Origin of the sequence: Enterobacter sp. R-1.6.2 (assembly GCF_035064085.1) — a bacterium.
Taxonomy (GTDB): domain Bacteria; phylum Pseudomonadota; class Gammaproteobacteria; order Enterobacterales; family Enterobacteriaceae; genus Enterobacter; species Enterobacter asburiae_B.
The window spans coordinates 112361-128476 of record NZ_JASEYI010000014.1 but is presented as its reverse complement, the minus strand read 5'-3'; the positions used below and the strand labels follow the sequence as shown (position 1 = coordinate 128476).

Below are 16116 nucleotides of genomic sequence, written 5' to 3'. Positions count from 1 at the left end.
TTATACCGCCTTGTTCGGATCGAAGGCATCGCGCACGGCTTCGCCAATAAAAATCAGCAGCGACAGCAGCACGGCCACGGAAAGAAAGGCGGCGATGCCTAACCACGGCGCCTGCAGGTTGTTCTTACCCTGCAGCAGCAGTTCGCCGAGCGACGGGGAACCCAGCGGTAGCCCGAAACCAAGAAAATCCAGCGAGGTGAGGGTGGTGATGGAGCTGCACAGAATAAACGGCAGGAAGGTGAGCGTTGCCACGACCGCGTTGGGCAGCATGTGGCGGAAGATGATCCCCCGATCGCTCACGCCAAGCGCCTGCGCGGCGCGAATATAGTCGAAATTGCGGGTGCGCAGGAACTCCGCGCGCACCACGCCCACCAGCGCCATCCAGCCGAACAGGACGGTGATGCCTAACAGCCACCAGAAGCCGGGCTGCACCACGCTGGAAAGCAGGATGATCAGAAACAGCGTTGGCATGCCTGACCAGACTTCAATAACCCGCTGGCCCCACAGGTCAATTTTCCCGCCGTAGTAGCCCTGAACGGCGCCCGCCACGACGCCCATCACGCTTGAGAAGAGCGTCAGCATCAGCCCAAAGAGAAGAGAAATTCGCGTGCCATACAGGATGCGCGCCAGTACGTCCCCGCCGTTTGCATCCGTTCCCAGCCAGTTTTGCGCGGAGGGCGGGGAAGGGAAGGGGGTTGTGGTGGCGAAGTTAATGCTGTTTGCGCCAAAGCGCACCGGTGCCCAGAGCGCCCAGCCGTGCTGCTCAATCTGCTGGCGAAGCCACGGATCCTGATACTCCGCCGGTGTCGCAAACGGGCCGCCAAAGTCGCTTTCGCTGTAACTGGCGATAACCGGCACGTACCAGCGGTCGTTAAAATGCACCAGCAAAGGCTTGTCGTTGGCGATCAGCTCCGAACACATGCTTAAGGCAAACAGCACGGCAAAAATCCACAGCGACCAGTAGCCGCGGCGGTTGTGGCGAAAGCGGGCCCAGCGGGCCTGGTTGACGGGGCTTAAACGCGGCATCAGCGGCCCTCAAAATCGATTCGGGGATCGACCAGCGTATAGCTGATATCGCTGATGATATTCAGCAGCAGGCCAATCAGGGTGAAAATATAGAGTGTGCCAAACATCACCGGATAATCGCGCGATACGGTAGCCTCATAGCCCAGCAGCCCCAGGCCGTTGAGCGAGAACATCACCTCTATCAGCAGCGAGCCGGTAAAAAACATGCCGATGAACGTGGCCGGAAATCCGGCGATCACCAGCAGCATGGCGTTGCGGAACACGTGTTTCCACATGATCTGCTTCTCGCTCACGCCCTTGGCGCGGGCCGTGACAACGTACTGCTTACGAATTTCATCGAGAAAGGCGTTTTTGGTCAACATGGTCAGGGCCGCAAACCCGCCGATGACCGTGGCCAGCACCGGCAGCGTGATATGCCAGAGATAGTCGGTGGTTTTCTGATACCACGGCAGGGAGCTAAAATCGGCGGAGACCAGCCCCCGCAGCGGGAAGAGGTCGAAATAGCTTCCCCCGGCAAAAAAGACAATCAGCAGGACGGCAAACAGAAACGCCGGGATGGCGTAGCCGATGATGATGAACGTGCTGCTCCAGATATCAAACCGGCTGCCGTTATACACCGCTTTGCGGATCCCGAGCGGTATAGAGACCAGATAGATAATCAGCGTTCCCCACAGCCCCAGCGTTATCGAAACCGGCAGGCTTTGCTTGATCAACGTTAACACTGACGCACTGCGAAACAGGCTATCGCCAAAATCAAAGCGGATGTAATCCCAGAGCATCTTGAAATAGCGCTCGTGAATCGGTTTGTCAAAGCCGTAGCGGTGGGTGATCTCGGCGATCACTTCCGGATCCAGCCCGCGTCCGCCGCGATAATGGCTTTCGCTGATATTCCCTACGCCGGTTCGCGCATGGCTCGCGCCCATCCCTTCACCGCCGCCGCCGGGCATGCCGCCGCTGTTGCCAAATTCAATGGCGGCAATCGCCTGATCGACCGGGCCGCCGGGGGCGATTTGCACGATAAAAAAGTTAATCGTGATGATGGCCCACAGGGTGGGGATGACCAGCAGGAGACGACGGAGAAGATAGGCACCCATGATGATTCCTTATCGCCGCTCAGCGGGAAGTCTGGCGGCTTTGTTAACGTCATACCACCAGGTATCAAAGCCCAGGGAGTAGACAGGGCGCACGGCAGGCACGGAGAACTTGTCCCAGCGCGCAAGGCGATCTTCGCCCATATACCACATCGGCAGCATGTAGTAGTTCCAGGTCAGGACCCTGTCGAGGGCGCGCCCGAGCGGCAGGAGCTTTTCTTTATCCCCCTGCGCCGCCACTATTTTCGCAATCAGCGCGTCAATCGCCGGGCTTTTTACACCTGGCGCATTGTATGAGGAGTCAATGTAGCTGGAGGCCCAGGAGATTTGCAGGTCGGAGCTGGGCCACGGCTGCGCGGGCCACAGGCGCTGCATCATGTCGTAATCACGGCTGCGCATGCGGCTGGTGATCTGCGCGTTATCGACCTGGCGAATGTTCATGGTCACGCCCAGCCGCTCAAGGTTGTGCTTAAACGGCAGTACCCACTGATCGTTGCCCCCGGACGAGAGCAGCAGCTCAAAGCTGAGAGGCTTACCCGTTTTGGCATCCACACGCTTTTGATTTTTCAGGTGCCAGCCCGCGTCATCCAGCAGTTTGCTGGCTTTCAGCAGGTTGTCGCGGTCGTAACCGTCACCCTTCGACGCGGGCGGCTGAAACACGGTGGTGAACACCTGCGGCGGCAGCTCCGCTTTCAGCGGCGCCAGCAGTGCCAGCTCGTCGGCTTTCGGGTAATCGCGCGCGGCGTATTCGGTGTTCTGAAAATAGCTGTTGGCACGGCTGTAAGCCCCGTAAAACAGCGCCTTGTTCATCCACTCAAAATCAAAGGCCAGGGAAATGGCTTCGCGCACCCGGCGGTCATTAAATACCGGACGCTGAATATTAAACGCCAGCCAGCGGGTGTCCTGGGCAGACTCATTTTTGTGCTCGTCTTTGACGATATAGCCTTTGGCGAAATTTTTTCCGATATAGCGGGTCGCCCAGTTTTTGGCGCTGCTTTCTACGCGTAGATCGAAGGCGCCGGCTTTGAACGCTTCAAACGCCACGTTATCGTCGAGGTAGTAATCATAGCGAAGGGTGTCGAAATTCCAGCGCCCGCGGTTTACCGGCAGGTCTGCTGCCCAGTAGTCTTTCACGCGAGAGTAAACGACATATTGCCCCATGCGCCAGTCGGTGATGCGGTATGGGCCGCCTGCCAGCGGCGGCGTGGATAGCGGGTCGCTTAGCTTATGATTTTTCCAGAACGATTCCGGCATCACCGGCAGCGAGAACAGGCTGAGCATATTCTCTTTGTTCGGTTCGCTCAGCTCGATGCGCACGGTGAGCGGCGCGATGGCTCTGACGGAAGCCCCTTTATACACGATGCGGAACTGGGGGACGCCTTCAGTCATGAATTTATGGAAGGTGAACGCGACGTCGCTGGCCTTAACCGGTGTGCCATCGTGAAAACGTGCTCGCGGATTCAGCGAAATTTCCGCCCAGGCGAAGTTATCGGCGTAACGCACGTTCTCGGCAATCAGCGGATAATAGCTGCCGGGCTCATCATCCGACGTGACGAAGAGCGTATCGTAAAGCGATTCCGTTCGCGCGGCCGCCACGCCGCGCAGGGCGAAGCGGTTGAAGTTGTCGAATGTTCCCGTGGCGGAAAGCGTGACCTTTCCGCCCTTCGGCGCGGCAGGGTTAACGTAATCGAAGTGCGTAAAATTGACCGCATATTTCGGCTCGCCAATCACCGCGAAGGCGATATTTTCTTTGATGGCCTGCGCCTGGCTGGACAGGCTCGTTAGTGCCAACATCAGCAACATGAAGCGCATAAGCATCTCGCGGCGGCTCCCTCTTTTACAGACCGGCTCGGTTAAGCTGAATAATAAGTGACGTCACGGGCAATGTGAAATTAATCGCCCTCGGGCGAAATATCAGGCCGCCATTCGCGGAACTGCGCCAGCGGCATCGGGCGGCTAATCCAGTATCCCTGCAGGAAATTAACGCCGTGTTCGCGCAGCCAGGCGGCCTGTTCCGGCGTTTCCACCCCTTCGGCGACGGTCGACATATTCAGTCGTCTTGCCAGCGTCAGGACGGCATCCAGCACCGGCGACGTCACGGTCTCGGTGCCAATCGCATTAACAAAACCGCGGTCAATCTTGAGGTAGTCCATGGTGAAATGCTCAAGATAAATCAGCGCGCTGTGGCCGGTGCCAAAATCATCAATGGCTATCTCAAACCCTTCGTTATGCAGCCATTCGAAAAGGCTGTTGGCTTCCCGATGATTGAGCATGTCGCGCTCGGTGATTTCCAGCACGATCTGGAAGTAATCCTGCGGCAGTAGCGCTTTGAAGGTGCGCATATCGTCTTTGAAGCTTTCCGCATGCAGATGCCCCGGCGCAATGTTGATGCCCACCTTTGCTCCCGGAGGTAACAGGGTTTGTAACACGGGGGCATCGTGAATGATAAGGTCAAAGAGATGCAGCGTCAGCGGGACAATCAGCTTCTGCGCTTCGGCAAAGTTGATAAACGCGTCCGGCGGAATTTCCCCCATCGTCGGGTGTTTCCAGCGCATCAGCACTTCAAGCCCGGTCATCTGGAGCGATTTAGCATCGACGACGGGCTGATAGACCACGTAAAACTGGCCGCGCTTAATGGCGCTTAAAATCTCTTTACCCGGATTGAGCCGAATGCTGAGGATATAGTAGTTGAGCGATCCGGCACAAATGCCGCATACCAGCCCGAAGAACAGGGCGTAGAGAATTTCATCGCTGGTCCAGGCGTCAGCATACAGGTTGATGGTCAGGGGCACGTCTTTCAGCGTCGCGGTACGGGCCGGCGTTTCATGCAGATCATGCGCAAGGACCAGCGTGCTGGACCGCGTTGACAGCGCATGGTCGCCAATAATGATGGCAATGCCGGCAAATTCGTCCTGGCGCGCGGTGTAGAGCAGGTAAGGCGTCAGATTGAGATTCACCGAGGTAAACACTCCGCCGTCCTTCACTAGCGGGTTACGGTACCAGATGGCAATCGCGGGCTTGTTGGGCAACATGGGGGTGCCGGGAAGTAACGCCATATCAATCTGTTTGTCGATGTGCAGCTCGGGGATCAGCTCCTCCATGGGGACATTCATCGGCCCCGTGGCAGAAGAGCAGAACGCCATTTTGTCTCTGACCAGCAGGAATGCGCGAACGTTAACGCTAAAGGCAGCGCGCGAGGTAAGTTCCTGATTGACGTCGTGGCAGTTGTTTAACGTGAGCGGCTGGAGCACATCGATAGAATTTTTTAACTCATCGAAGTAGCTCTCCATATAGATGCTCACATCGTGGATCAGGGTGTCGAATTTGACTTCCCGCTTGTGGTAGCTCCAGAAAAATTGCAACGAACCCAGGAGCAGGGCGGCGATCAGGCCTGTGATGATGCTGAGGATCAGTATTTTGCGATTGCTGGAGAAATAGCGGGTGAACATAGACGTCGTGATTCCTGAAATGCCGCTGGATGTATTCAGTGTAACGGGCAAAAAAAAACACTGCCGAAGCAGTGCTTTTTTCATCATATCGTCAGCCAAGGGATAACCAACGATACAATAGTCATATTAACTGCGGGTCAGTACGCGGCGTGCTTCGTTGTAGCGCTTCTTCCAGTACGGTTCATTCATGCTGGAAATGGTCACACCGCTGCTGGTGGAGGCATGTACAAACTGGTCATTACCAATGTAGATGCCAACATGTCGACCTGTAGAACCGGCACGGAACAGGACTAAATCACCGGTGCGCAGTTTGGTACGTGAAATCGACTTGCCCATCTCCTGCTGTTCATAGGTTGAACGCGGAAGATCTAACCCAAATTGCTCACGGAACGTACGCTGTACAAAACCGGAACAATCAATACCTGTTTTTGTGCTGCCGCCAAGGCGATAGCGCACGCCTTTCCAGTCAGCATACTGGTCCATAATGCGGGACTTCACGTCCAGATTACGTACCATATTTTCAAATTCATCCTGAGAGGCTTGCAGTGACGAGGAATCTTCCATTCCCACAACACGCGTCTCAGGATGCATATTCTTTGCGGTGTTCGATGTACTACATGCAGACAACAGTACCGCGACTGCTATCGCCGGGATCCCCCGTAAGATATATCTCAGAAACGGTTGAGATTTGACCATTTTGTTTATTATCCCTTGAAGTCCTTAACGACAAATATCGTTATAAAAATGCCAAACGTGACGAGACTAATTATCTGTTCACATTGAGACAATTCTTTCTGGTCACATTTGTGGCACAGCGCACAAAATTATTCGCCAGTGAAATAATTATCTCTATGGGGCAAAACGAGTTCGAGATTAACCGATTGCCTGGGGTATTGCGAGAAAAAAAAGCCTTTTTTTTATAAGAAAATGTGATACAGAAAGTAAAAACATAGAATTGCTCAAAATAGCGACGGATCCGCTGCGCCAGTATGCAATTGCTTCATTTTTATCATGAATATGATGACGAGAATATGACAGTGGGGAAAGATCGCGGCGAGAACGCTATCAGGGATCATGTCGATCCCTGATAGCTCACGTTAATTTAGGTTAGTTATTTGTTTAATTGTTGTTGCGCTCTTCCGGGAAGATAGCGATCGAACAGCGCTATTATCCTGTCGCTCAGTGGGGTCATCAAACACCACGGCAGCGCAATCAGCGCCACGGAGAGCGAACCGACGGCAATATCGGTAAACCAGTGAGCGCCAATCATTACGCGCGGGAAGGCAAAAACCACAAAAATAATCAGGGCTATGGCAAAAGCTTTTCTGCCGAAATAGCGAAGCATAATTGCGGAAAAAATAAGCAGCATCATGCCGTGATCGCCGGGGAAACTGTCCTTCGACGCATCTTTTGTTGGAATATGCAGCAGTTCGCTGACGCGATAAATATCGGTGAAGAATAGCGTTGGGCTTGAACGCTTAACCGGAATAATCGCAGTTGCCAGCTGGTTAATGACAACGGCAAACAGCAGCATCACCAGACCGATAATGAGAATACGCCGACGCCCGGCTTTATCCTCTTTCAGCCAGAAAGAGAGCATCAGGCAGCCCATGGCCAGCAGCGAGAAGCCGTCGAAGGCGCGGTTATTGGTAATTGCCACCAGCCACAGGAACGCGCTGCTCTTCACCAGCTCCTGGTTGAAGAAGTGAAAAATGGCAGAATCCAGCGGGAACCAGAAACCATGATCCGCCGGGATATACCAGGAGAAGAAAAGCGCCAGACCGGCGACATTAAGCAGTAATATCAGGGGAAATCGAGTTGTCATAACGTTCTGCATAGAGTGAAAACTGGGGCAACGTTAGCCGCCCGAACTTAAACGAATCCTCAACAGGCTGGACTGGAGGGCATTCCAGTCGGCGTTAACCGCACTAATTAACTCTATTCGGCTGTCAGGCGGCGCCACATTCTGCGTTTCAATAAAGAAATCGTCACCCTGACGGTTGATCCGCACCAGCCCGTCTGGGGTGCGCATGATCCCTTTCACGCGATCGACGGGAGCAAGTCGGGCCCACTCCAGGATCCCGATGGTGTCGAAAACGGTTTCAGCATCAAATATCCATCCGCAGGCCTGATATCCCTGGCCGCTGTTCAGGTTACGACGCCAGCGCTGATGTTCCGGCAGGCTGAGAGCGGCTAAACCCTGTTTCACCGGATGATGATGTTGATGTTCCGCACTGGCCGGAAGTTCAGCCATGTTCAGACGAGGAAGGTCAAGCAGGGCGCTATCAATATTCCCCTGGGTGGTCTGCACCCGCGTGCGGTTGCAGCCGAAATGTTGCCACCACGCGTCCAGCGCGGCCTGGCTTTCAGCCGTGGCGCGATCTGCTTTATTCGCGACAATAACGTCAGCCGAGGCGAGCTGATCGCGGAAGTTCTCATTGGCCACCGCTTTGTCATCCAGAAGCTGACGCGGATCGAGCAGGCACAGGGTGGCGCGCAGGTCGATCCACGGCTCGTAAACCGGGGCGGTCAGTAAATCGAGGATCTGCTTCGGATGGCCCAGCCCGGTGGGCTCAATCAGCAGGCGGTTGGGTTTGCCCTGACGCAGCAGCGTATTGAGCCCGACCTGCATCGGCAGGCCATTGACGCAGCACATGCACCCGCCAGGGATCTCTTTAATCATCGCGCCGCTGGATGACAGTAACGCGCCGTCAATGCCTACCTCGCCAAATTCATTGACCAGCACGGCCCATTTCTCGGCAGGATCTTTATTCGCCAGCAGGTGGAGAATTGAGGTGGTTTTACCGCTGCCGAGAAAACCGGTGATGAGGTTGGTTTTGGTCACGTGCGCTCCAGATGAGGATTGTGATGCTATAACACTAATCTCTCTATCCTGGCGAAAAACGTGACCGGTGAGAAGGGGGAGGGCGAACGGAGGCTTCATCCGTTCGCGTTAAGCGCAATAATCGTTAAATATTTAACGTCTCGATAACAGCCTGACGCGCGCCGTGGCGGGTGATGCGCTGGTATGCCTGGCTGACAGCCTCCACAAACGCGCTGTTTTGCGCGAGATCGTGACCAAAGACCTCGCTCAGCCCCAGCAGGGCGTTAACGCGGTCGTCGTCGCTGCTGGCATTGACCATCGTGCTAATTTTATCGCTGAGGGGATCGCGAACATCAATCGCGTTGCCACGGTCGTCGGTACCGCTGACGTAGCGTATCCAGCCGGCCACGCCCAGAGCCAGCAGCGACCACGGTGTTTTTCGCTCGAGATGAACGCGGATCCCGTCCAGCATTCTTTGCGGAAGCTTCTGGCTGCCGTCCATCGCGATTTGCCAGGTCCGATGCTGAAGTGCCGGGTTGGCAAAGCGCTCGAGCAGGCTATCGGCGTAGGCGGTGAGGTCGACATCCTTAATGCGTAATGTGGGCACCTGTTCGTCCAGCATCAGCCGACGGGCGGCTTCGCGGAACGCAGCGTCCTCCATGCATTCATTAATATGGGCGTAGCCTGCGAGGTACCCCAGATACGCCAGGAAAGAGTGGCTGCCGTTGAGCATGCGCAATTTCATCTGCTCCCAGGGCAGAACATCCTGCACCATCTGAACGCCCGCGACTTCCCACTCCGGACGGCCGGCGACAAAATTATCTTCCACCACCCACTGAATAAACGGCTCGCAGCTGATGGCGCACGGATCTTCAACGCCGAGCGCGTCGGTGATTTCAGCCAGTGAGGCGTCCGTCGCGGCGGGAACAATTCTGTCGACCATCGTCCCCGGGAAGCTCACGTGGCTGTCAATCCATTCAGACAGCGCTGCGGAACGCTTTTGCGCCATGCCCAGCACCGCGTTTTTCACCACGTGCCCGTTATCAGGGATATTGTCGCAGGAGAGCACGGTAAACGCAGGCAAGCCGCGCTCGTGGCGGCGGTGAAGCGCTTCGACCAGGATCCCGGGTGCGGAATGCGGCTCTGAGGGGTTTTCAAGGTCATGGATTATCCGGGCGTTGTGCAGATCGAGTTTCCCGGTCGCGGGATCGATGCAGTAGCCTTTCTCCGTGATGGTGAGCGACACAATCGCGACCTGAGGCTCGCAAAATTTCTCAATAATGGCGGGCAGAGAGTCCAGCTTTGCGTTAAGGCATTCATGGACGGCACCGACGATAATCGCCTCATTGCCTTCTGCCCCTTTCTCCAGCACGGTGAACAGATGATCCTGCGCGCGCAGCTGGCTCATCAGCACGTCGCCGCTGAAAAGACTAATCTCACAAATACCCCAGTCGCCGCCTTTTTCATTAAGCACCCGGTTTGTTAATAATGCCTGGTGCGCACGGTGAAACGCGCCAAAGCCAAAATGGACGATGCGGGAGCGCAGTTGCTGACGATCGTAGCGCGGCTGCTGAACCTGGGCAGGAAGGGCGGTGGAGGCAATTGTCTTCATGAGATACACACCTGATTAACCATTAATTAACAATGTCAGTGTAAAGTTATATGACAGCAAATAAAATTGGTGAGCCGTAAATATCCCCGTTCTGTGAGTTTGATCAATCAATGTGTGGCGGTATGTTGACCCTTAGCGGTAAACATGTATGGTAGTCGTCATTGCAGTAACGCATATTGGTATAACAACTTAAGAGGGTGAGGCAATGGAACAAACCTGGCGTTGGTACGGGCCGAACGATCCGGTTTCTCTTGATGATGTGCGCCAGGCAGGCGCAACGGGTGTCGTCACGGCGCTGCATCATATTCCTAACGGTCAGGTATGGCCGGTTGAAGAAATTCAACAGCGTCAGGCGCTGCTGGCGGAGAAGGGGTTAACCTGGTCTGTGGTAGAGAGCATCCCGGTTCACGAAGACATCAAAACCCATTCCGGGGAGTACCAGACCTGGATTGCTAACTATCAGCAGAGCATTCGCAACCTGGCGGCCTGCGGCATTGATACGGTTTGCTATAACTTCATGCCTATCCTCGACTGGACGCGTACCGACCTTGAATATCAGATGCCGGACGGCTCGAAAGCGCTGCGTTTCGACCAGATCGCCTTCGCGGCGTTTGAGCTGCACATTCTGAAACGTCCTGGCGCCGAAGCGGATTACACCGCGGAAGAGCAGCAGCAGGCGCTCGAATGGTTCAATGCAGCCAGCGACACGGACATCGAAAAGCTGACCCGTAATATTATTGCGGGCCTGCCGGGAGCTGAAGAGGGGTATACGCTGGATCAGTTCCGCGCGCGCCTGGCGGAATACGGCGATATTGATAAGCAGCAGCTGCGTGAAAACATGGCGTATTTCCTGCGCGCTATCGTGCCGGTTGCTGAAGAGGCAGGTGTACGCCTCGCCGTGCACCCGGACGATCCACCGCGTCCTATCCTCGGCCTGCCGCGTATCGTTTCCACCCTTGAAGATATGCAGTGGCTGAAAGAGACGGTAAACAGCATCTATAACGGCTTCACCATGTGTACCGGCTCCTACGGCGTGCGTGCGGATAACGACCTGGTGCGGATGATTGAAACCTTTGGCGATCGCATTCACTTTACGCACTTGCGTGCGACCTGCCGCGAGGAGAATCCAAAAACCTTCCACGAGGCGGCGCACCTGGGCGGCGATGTGAATATGGTGGCGGTGGTAGACGCCATTCTGGCGGAAGAGGCGCGTCGCAAGCAGGCGGGCGATGTGCGTCCTATCCCGTTCCGTCCGGATCACGGCCACCAGATGCTGGACGATCTGCGTAAGAAAACCAACCCGGGCTATTCGGCGATTGGCCGTCTTAAAGGTATGGCGGAAGTGCGCGGCGTTGAGCTGGCGCTGAAGATGACGAAGTATCCGGAGCTTATGTAAGCGCTGTAGCCCGGTGGCGCTACGCTTACCGGGCTACAAAAAAAACCGGCCTGAGAGCCGGTTTTTGTGTTTTTGTCGGTCGGGTAAGGCGAAGCCGCCATCCGACAAACGCCGCAATCAGTCAGCGCGACCCATATAGCGTTTTTCTTCGATATGGATGCGGATCTTCTCGCCAGCGGAGAGGTATTCCGGCACCTGCACAACCAGGCCGGTGGTCAGGGTAGCCGGTTTGTTGCGGGCACTTGCGGATGCGCCTTTGATACCTGGTGCGGTTTCAACGATTTCCAGATCGACGGTCTGAGGCAGCTCCAGCGCCAGCAGCACGCCGTCCCAGGTCAGAACCTGCATGTCAGGCATGCCGCCTTCAGGGATGAACAGCAGCTCTTCTTCAATCTGATCTTTGGTAAAGATGTACGGGGTGTAATCTTCTTTGTCCATGAACACGTATTCGTTGCCGTCGATGTAGGAGAAATCAACGTAGCGACGGGTCAGGGTCACGGTATCGACGATATCGTCACCTTTAAAGCGCTCTTCCACCTTCAGGCCGGTACGCACATCGGCGAAACGCATTTTATACAGCGTTGCTGCACCACGGGCGCTGGGTGCCTGAATGTCGATATCTTTCACAATCAGCAGTTTGCCGTTGTAATTCAGCACCATACCTTTCTTAATTTCGTTCGCTCTTGGCATTGCAGTAATCCTGTTTACGGGAGGTAAAAAATATCGCGCCAAATTACTCGCGCGCGGCCTTTCAGGCAAGAGGAATTCGTGGCTTTTGCTATCAATACGCAAAAGGTGTTACTGTGCGCGCGATGCCCGACTGCGCGGGCGATCGTCAGCGAAAGAGAGCATTTATGGATTGCCGTCCCGATTGTGGCGCGTGCTGTACTGCACCGTCCATTTCAAGCCCCATTCCAGGAATGCCGGAGGGCAAGCCTGCCAATACCCGCTGCGTTCAGCTCTCGGAAACGAACCTGTGCATGATCTTTGGCTCACCGCTGCGCCCGAAAGTCTGCTCCGGGCTTCAGCCCACGGCCGAAATGTGTGGCAGCACGCGAGGGCAAGCGATGACGTACCTTCTTGAGCTGGAAGCGCTCACCGCGCCCTAAACGTCTTTAATCCTCGCCAGACAGCCGATCGTCAGGGTACACATCACCAGCGCAATCCAGAACACCGTGTGATAGTTCCAGATTTCGGCAACGACACCGGCCATTGAGCCCGCGATAATCCAGCCCACGCGGGTGGTATTAGTATAAAGGGTGGTGGCAGAGCCTGCCTGGCCCGGCATCAGATCCTGGAAATAGAGCATGCCTATCCCGGCGAGAATGCCAATATAGATGGCGTTCAGCAGCTGTAAAGCCAGCAACAGCCCCGGCGTATGTACCGTCAGCATACCGATATAAAACAGCAGACCGGCAACGGCGGCGATGCGCATTAAAAAACGCTTTCCGAAGCGCTTTGCGTAATAGCCCGCAATGAGCATTGTCGGGATCTCAAGCCCGGCCGCTGTGCCCATCATGATGCCCGCCAGCTTCTCCGACAGGTGCAGTTCATCAATAATAAACAGCGGCATATTGATGATATACAGGCTGTTGGTGCCCCACATCAGCGTGCAGATAGCAAACAGGAGCAGGGCATCGCGGCGGTTGCGGCGCGGCGCTTCCAGCACGCCCGTTGCCACTTTGGTCTCTTTGCGCATGGACGGCAGGAAGAACCACACCAGCGCGCCGCACACCACAAACGCGACGGCCGCGCTCAGGTACATCACCGTAAAGCCAAAACCCATCGCCAGCGCGTAGGCCAGCGGCGGGCCAATCACCCATGCCAGCGACACCTGAGCACGCAGGAAAGAGCTGAACATCACCGCTTCACGTCCGGTATGGTCGGCGTGTTCGCGGGCAAGGGCGAACATCTGAGGGTTCGCCGTTGAGCCAAAGCTGCTCAGGAATACCCCGACGAAGAGCAGAATGAAATAGTTGCGGTTCCAGGCAAACAGAACGCAGGCCATGACCCCGAGCAGACAGCAGAAAACGATCAGGCTTTTGCGATCGCCTTTTCTGTCGGATCGTCCCGCCAGAAACTGGCTGACCAGGATGCCGATGATGGCGCTTCCGGTAAAAAAGAAGCCGACCATTGCCGGACGGACGTGAACCTCATTTGTCAGAAATAGGCTCAATGTTGGCGTCTGTAACGCACCGGCAATGCCCGTGAAGAAGGCAACAACCAGGAATGCCGCTGAGGTCAAATCAAAGGGCTTCGGCGAGACGGCCGCAGGGGTGTTATGCATGTTTTATAATTAGCGAGTAGCAGAGAGGGGCGGAGTTTACGCCGTCAGCTAAAAAATAAACAGTGGGTGCGGTCAATGATGCCACGAAAAATCAAAATGGCATTTCAACTTCCGTCCCACCCGGCTGACCTTAGCTGAAACTTTCTTGCTGAACTTCAGCAAAATTCAGCTGAACGAAGAAGAAATGTGCTGTATCTCTAAATTCTGATATCGCAAATACGAGTTTACTTGCAAGACATTGCAGAAAGCGCAAGACTTTTTGAAACGTTTCAGCGCTATCTTGTTTTAACAAACGGAGCAGGCTAGCGCATTTTTTCTCATTAAAGCTGAAACGATTCAAGTTCAGCAGGAGTGGAGAACCATGTTCCAGTTATCTGTTCAGGATATCCACCCGGGCGCTCAGGCCGGGGATAAAGAAGAGGCTATTCGCCAGGTTGCCGCTGCGCTTGTGCAGGCGGGTAACGTCGCGGACGGCTATGTAAACGGCATGCTGGCCCGCGAGCAGCAGACCTCAACCTTCCTCGGCAATGGCATTGCCATTCCGCACGGCACAACCGACACCCGCGATCAGGTGCTGAAAACCGGCGTTCAGGTTTATCAGTTCCCGCAGGGCGTGCTCTGGGGCGACGGTCAGGTGGCGTATGTGGCTATCGGTATCGCGGCCAGCAGCGACGAACACTTAGGTCTGCTGCGTCAGCTGACGCATGTCCTGAGCGATGACGATGTGGCTGAACAGCTGAAGTCCGCGACCACAGCTGAAGAGCTGCGCGCCTTGCTGATGGGCGAAAAACAGAGCGAAGCGCTGAAGCTGGATAACGAAACGCTGACGCTGGACGTGGTTGCCTCCGATCTGGTAACGCTGCAGGCGCTGAACGCGGGTCGTCTGAAAGAAGCCGGCGCGGCGGATGCCACGTTTGTGACGCGCGTGATTAACGATAAGCCGTTGAATCTGGGTCAGGGTATCTGGCTGAATGACAGTGCTGAAGGCAACCTGCGCAGCGCTATCGCCGTGAGCCGCGCGGCTAATGCGTTTGACGTAGAAGGCGAGCGCGCGGCCATGCTGGTGACCGTGGCAATGAACGATGAGCAGCCGGTTTCCGTGCTCAAGCGTCTTGGCGATCTGCTGCTGAACAACCAAGCTGAAAAACTGCTGAACGCTGATGCCTCTACCGTGCTGGCACTGCTGACCAGCGATGATGTGCAGACCGAAGACGTGCAGACCGCGGAGTTCGTGGTACGCAACGAGCACGGCCTGCATGCCCGTCCGGGCACCATGCTGGTGAATACCATTAAACAATTCGAGAGTGAGATCACCGTGGCGAATCTGGATGGCACGGGCAAACCGGCCAACGGCCGTAGTCTGATGAAAGTTGTCGCGCTGGGCGTGAAGAAAGGCCACCGTCTGCGTTTCACCGCGCAGGGTGCTGATGCTGAACAGGCGCTGAAAGCGATTGGCGACGCCATCGCGGCAGGTCTGGGGGAGGGCGCATAATGAGCAGACGTGTTGCGACTATTACGCTGAACCCGGCTTATGACCTGGTAGGATTTTGCCCGGAAATTGAGCGCGGCGAAGTCAACCTCGTGCGTACCACTGGCCTGCATGCTGCGGGCAAAGGGATTAACGTCGCGAAAGTGCTCAAGGATCTCGGTATCGATGTCACCGTGGGTGGATTCCTCGGTAAAGATAACCAGGATGGTTTCCAGCAGCTGTTCAGCGAGCTGGGCATTGCCAACCGTTTTCAGGTTGTTCAGGGCCGTACCCGCATCAACGTCAAGCTGACGGAGAAAGACGGTGAAGTGACCGATCTGAACTTCTCTGGCTTCGAAGTGACGCCGTCTGACTGGGAGCGTTTTGTTAACGACTCTCTGACCTGGCTCGGTCAGTTTGACATGGTCTGCGTCAGCGGCAGCCTGCCGTCCGGCGTCAGTCCGGAAGCGTTTACCGACTGGATGACGCGCCTGCGCAGCCAGTGCCCGTGCATCATTTTTGACAGCAGCCGCGACGCGCTGGTTGCGGGTCTGAAAGCCTCTCCGTGGCTGGTGAAGCCGAATCGCCGCGAGCTGGAGATCTGGGCGGGTCGTAAGCTGCCGGAATTAAAAGATGTGATTGACGCTGCCCATGCGCTGCGCGAGCAGGGTATCGCTCACGTGGTTATCTCGCTTGGTGCAGAAGGAGCGTTGTGGGTTAACGCTTCTGGCGAATGGATCGCCAAACCGCCGTCGGTTGACGTTGTCAGCACCGTTGGCGCAGGGGATTCCATGGTTGGCGGCCTGATTTATGGTCTGCTGATGCGTGAATCCAGTGAACATACTTTACGTCTTGCCACTGCCGTTGCTGCCCTGGCCGTAAGCCAGAGCAATGTCGGTATTACCGATCGTACCCAGTTAGCCGCGATGATGGCGCGCGTTGACTTAAAACCTTTTAACTAAC

The 16116-nt window shown here is 55.7% G+C and carries 14 protein-coding genes; 4 read left to right on the top strand and 10 right to left on the bottom strand.

The window, feature by feature from the left end:
* The 8 genes from QMN93_RS16215 to QMN93_RS16180 all read right to left on the bottom strand — a co-directional run bounded on the left by QMN93_RS16215 (position 1) and on the right by QMN93_RS16180 (position 10002).
* Complete coding sequence (locus tag QMN93_RS16215; RefSeq protein WP_193139726.1) at positions 1–1026, bottom strand: ABC transporter permease; 1026 nt, start codon at positions 1024–1026, stop codon at positions 1–3.
* Entirely contained in the window at positions 1026–2120 is a 1095-nt protein-coding gene (locus QMN93_RS16210) for a microcin C ABC transporter permease YejB (protein ID WP_193139725.1), read from the bottom strand. The genes QMN93_RS16215 and QMN93_RS16210 overlap by 1 nt, the downstream gene beginning before the upstream one ends.
* Before the next feature lie 9 nt (positions 2121–2129).
* Positions 2130–3935, bottom strand: a complete 1806-nt coding sequence (locus QMN93_RS16205; protein WP_064672863.1) for an extracellular solute-binding protein — start codon at positions 3933–3935, stop codon at positions 2130–2132.
* Positions 3936–4009: 74 nt separating this feature from the next.
* Positions 4010–5566 (bottom strand): cyclic di-GMP phosphodiesterase, encoded by a 1557-nt coding sequence (locus QMN93_RS16200; RefSeq protein WP_039263175.1) that lies wholly within the window; start codon positions 5564–5566, stop codon positions 4010–4012.
* Positions 5567–5692: 126 nt separating this feature from the next.
* Positions 5693–6262 (bottom strand): bifunctional murein DD-endopeptidase/murein LD-carboxypeptidase, encoded by a 570-nt coding sequence (gene mepS, locus QMN93_RS16195; protein ID WP_008500946.1) that lies wholly within the window; start codon positions 6260–6262, stop codon positions 5693–5695.
* 415 nt (positions 6263–6677) lie between these two features.
* Positions 6678–7391: a phosphatase PAP2 family protein gene (locus QMN93_RS16190; protein ID WP_166670502.1), complete on the bottom strand. Its 714-nt coding sequence runs from the start codon at positions 7389–7391 to the stop codon at positions 6678–6680.
* A 33-nt stretch (positions 7392–7424) separates the two neighbouring features.
* Positions 7425–8411 carry a GTP-binding protein gene (locus QMN93_RS16185; protein WP_193139723.1) on the bottom strand — a complete coding sequence of 329 codons (987 nt, stop codon included), beginning with the start codon at positions 8409–8411 and terminating at the stop codon, positions 7425–7427.
* A 124-nt stretch (positions 8412–8535) separates the two neighbouring features.
* Entirely contained in the window at positions 8536–10002 is a 1467-nt protein-coding gene (locus QMN93_RS16180) for a mannitol dehydrogenase family protein (protein ID WP_193139721.1), read from the bottom strand.
* A gap of 205 nt (positions 10003–10207) precedes the next feature.
* Between QMN93_RS16180 and uxuA the strand changes: the two genes are divergently transcribed.
* Positions 10208–11398: a mannonate dehydratase gene (uxuA, locus tag QMN93_RS16175; RefSeq protein ID WP_193139719.1), complete on the top strand. Its 1191-nt coding sequence runs from the start codon at positions 10208–10210 to the stop codon at positions 11396–11398.
* A 117-nt stretch (positions 11399–11515) separates the two neighbouring features.
* Here the strand turns inward: uxuA and yeiP are convergent, their stop codons facing one another.
* Entirely contained in the window at positions 11516–12088 is a 573-nt protein-coding gene (gene yeiP / locus QMN93_RS16170; protein WP_008500940.1) for an elongation factor P-like protein YeiP, read from the bottom strand.
* 164 nt (positions 12089–12252) lie between these two features.
* Here yeiP and QMN93_RS16165 point away from each other — a divergent pair, with 164 nt between their 5' ends.
* Positions 12253–12507 carry a YkgJ family cysteine cluster protein gene (locus QMN93_RS16165; protein WP_023312483.1) on the top strand — a complete coding sequence of 85 codons (255 nt, stop codon included), beginning with the start codon at positions 12253–12255 and terminating at the stop codon, positions 12505–12507.
* Here QMN93_RS16165 and setB read toward each other — a convergent pair.
* Positions 12504–13685, bottom strand: a complete 1182-nt coding sequence (setB, locus tag QMN93_RS16160) for a sugar efflux transporter SetB (protein WP_193139717.1) — start codon at positions 13683–13685, stop codon at positions 12504–12506. The two genes, QMN93_RS16165 and setB, sit on opposite strands and share 4 nt — an antisense overlap.
* 361 nt (positions 13686–14046) lie before the next feature.
* Between setB and fruB the strand changes: the two genes are divergently transcribed.
* Complete coding sequence (fruB, locus tag QMN93_RS16155) at positions 14047–15177, top strand: fused PTS fructose transporter subunit IIA/HPr protein (RefSeq protein ID WP_069303088.1); 1131 nt, start codon at positions 14047–14049, stop codon at positions 15175–15177.
* Complete coding sequence (gene fruK / locus QMN93_RS16150) at positions 15177–16115, top strand: 1-phosphofructokinase (protein WP_014170919.1); 939 nt, start codon at positions 15177–15179, stop codon at positions 16113–16115. The genes fruB and fruK overlap by 1 nt, the downstream gene beginning before the upstream one ends.
* Position 16116 lies beyond the last annotated feature (1 nt).

Excerpts from the sequence above, each read along its gene's own strand:
- QMN93_RS16205 (WP_064672863.1), bottom strand. The coding sequence starts at position 3,935 with ATGCTTATGCGCTTCATGTTGCTGATGTTGGCACTAACGAGCCTGTCC.
- QMN93_RS16190 (WP_166670502.1), bottom strand. The coding sequence starts at position 7,391 with ATGACAACTCGATTTCCCCTGATATTACTGCTTAATGTCGCCGGTCTG.
- yeiP (WP_008500940.1), bottom strand. The coding sequence starts at position 12,088 with ATGCCAAGAGCGAACGAAATTAAGAAAGGTATGGTGCTGAATTACAAC.
- mepS (WP_008500946.1), bottom strand. The coding sequence starts at position 6,262 with ATGGTCAAATCTCAACCGTTTCTGAGATATATCTTACGGGGGATCCCG.
- QMN93_RS16215 (WP_193139726.1), bottom strand. The coding sequence starts at position 1,026 with ATGCCGCGTTTAAGCCCCGTCAACCAGGCCCGCTGGGCCCGCTTTCGC.
- uxuA (WP_193139719.1), top strand. The coding sequence starts at position 10,208 with ATGGAACAAACCTGGCGTTGGTACGGGCCGAACGATCCGGTTTCTCTT.
- QMN93_RS16200 (WP_039263175.1), bottom strand. The coding sequence starts at position 5,566 with ATGTTCACCCGCTATTTCTCCAGCAATCGCAAAATACTGATCCTCAGC.
- fruB (WP_069303088.1), top strand. The coding sequence starts at position 14,047 with ATGTTCCAGTTATCTGTTCAGGATATCCACCCGGGCGCTCAGGCCGGG.
- fruK (WP_014170919.1), top strand. The coding sequence starts at position 15,177 with ATGAGCAGACGTGTTGCGACTATTACGCTGAACCCGGCTTATGACCTG.
- QMN93_RS16210 (WP_193139725.1), bottom strand. The coding sequence starts at position 2,120 with ATGGGTGCCTATCTTCTCCGTCGTCTCCTGCTGGTCATCCCCACCCTG.
- setB (WP_193139717.1), bottom strand. The coding sequence starts at position 13,685 with ATGCATAACACCCCTGCGGCCGTCTCGCCGAAGCCCTTTGATTTGACC.
- QMN93_RS16180 (WP_193139721.1), bottom strand. The coding sequence starts at position 10,002 with ATGAAGACAATTGCCTCCACCGCCCTTCCTGCCCAGGTTCAGCAGCCG.
- QMN93_RS16165 (WP_023312483.1), top strand. The coding sequence starts at position 12,253 with ATGGATTGCCGTCCCGATTGTGGCGCGTGCTGTACTGCACCGTCCATT.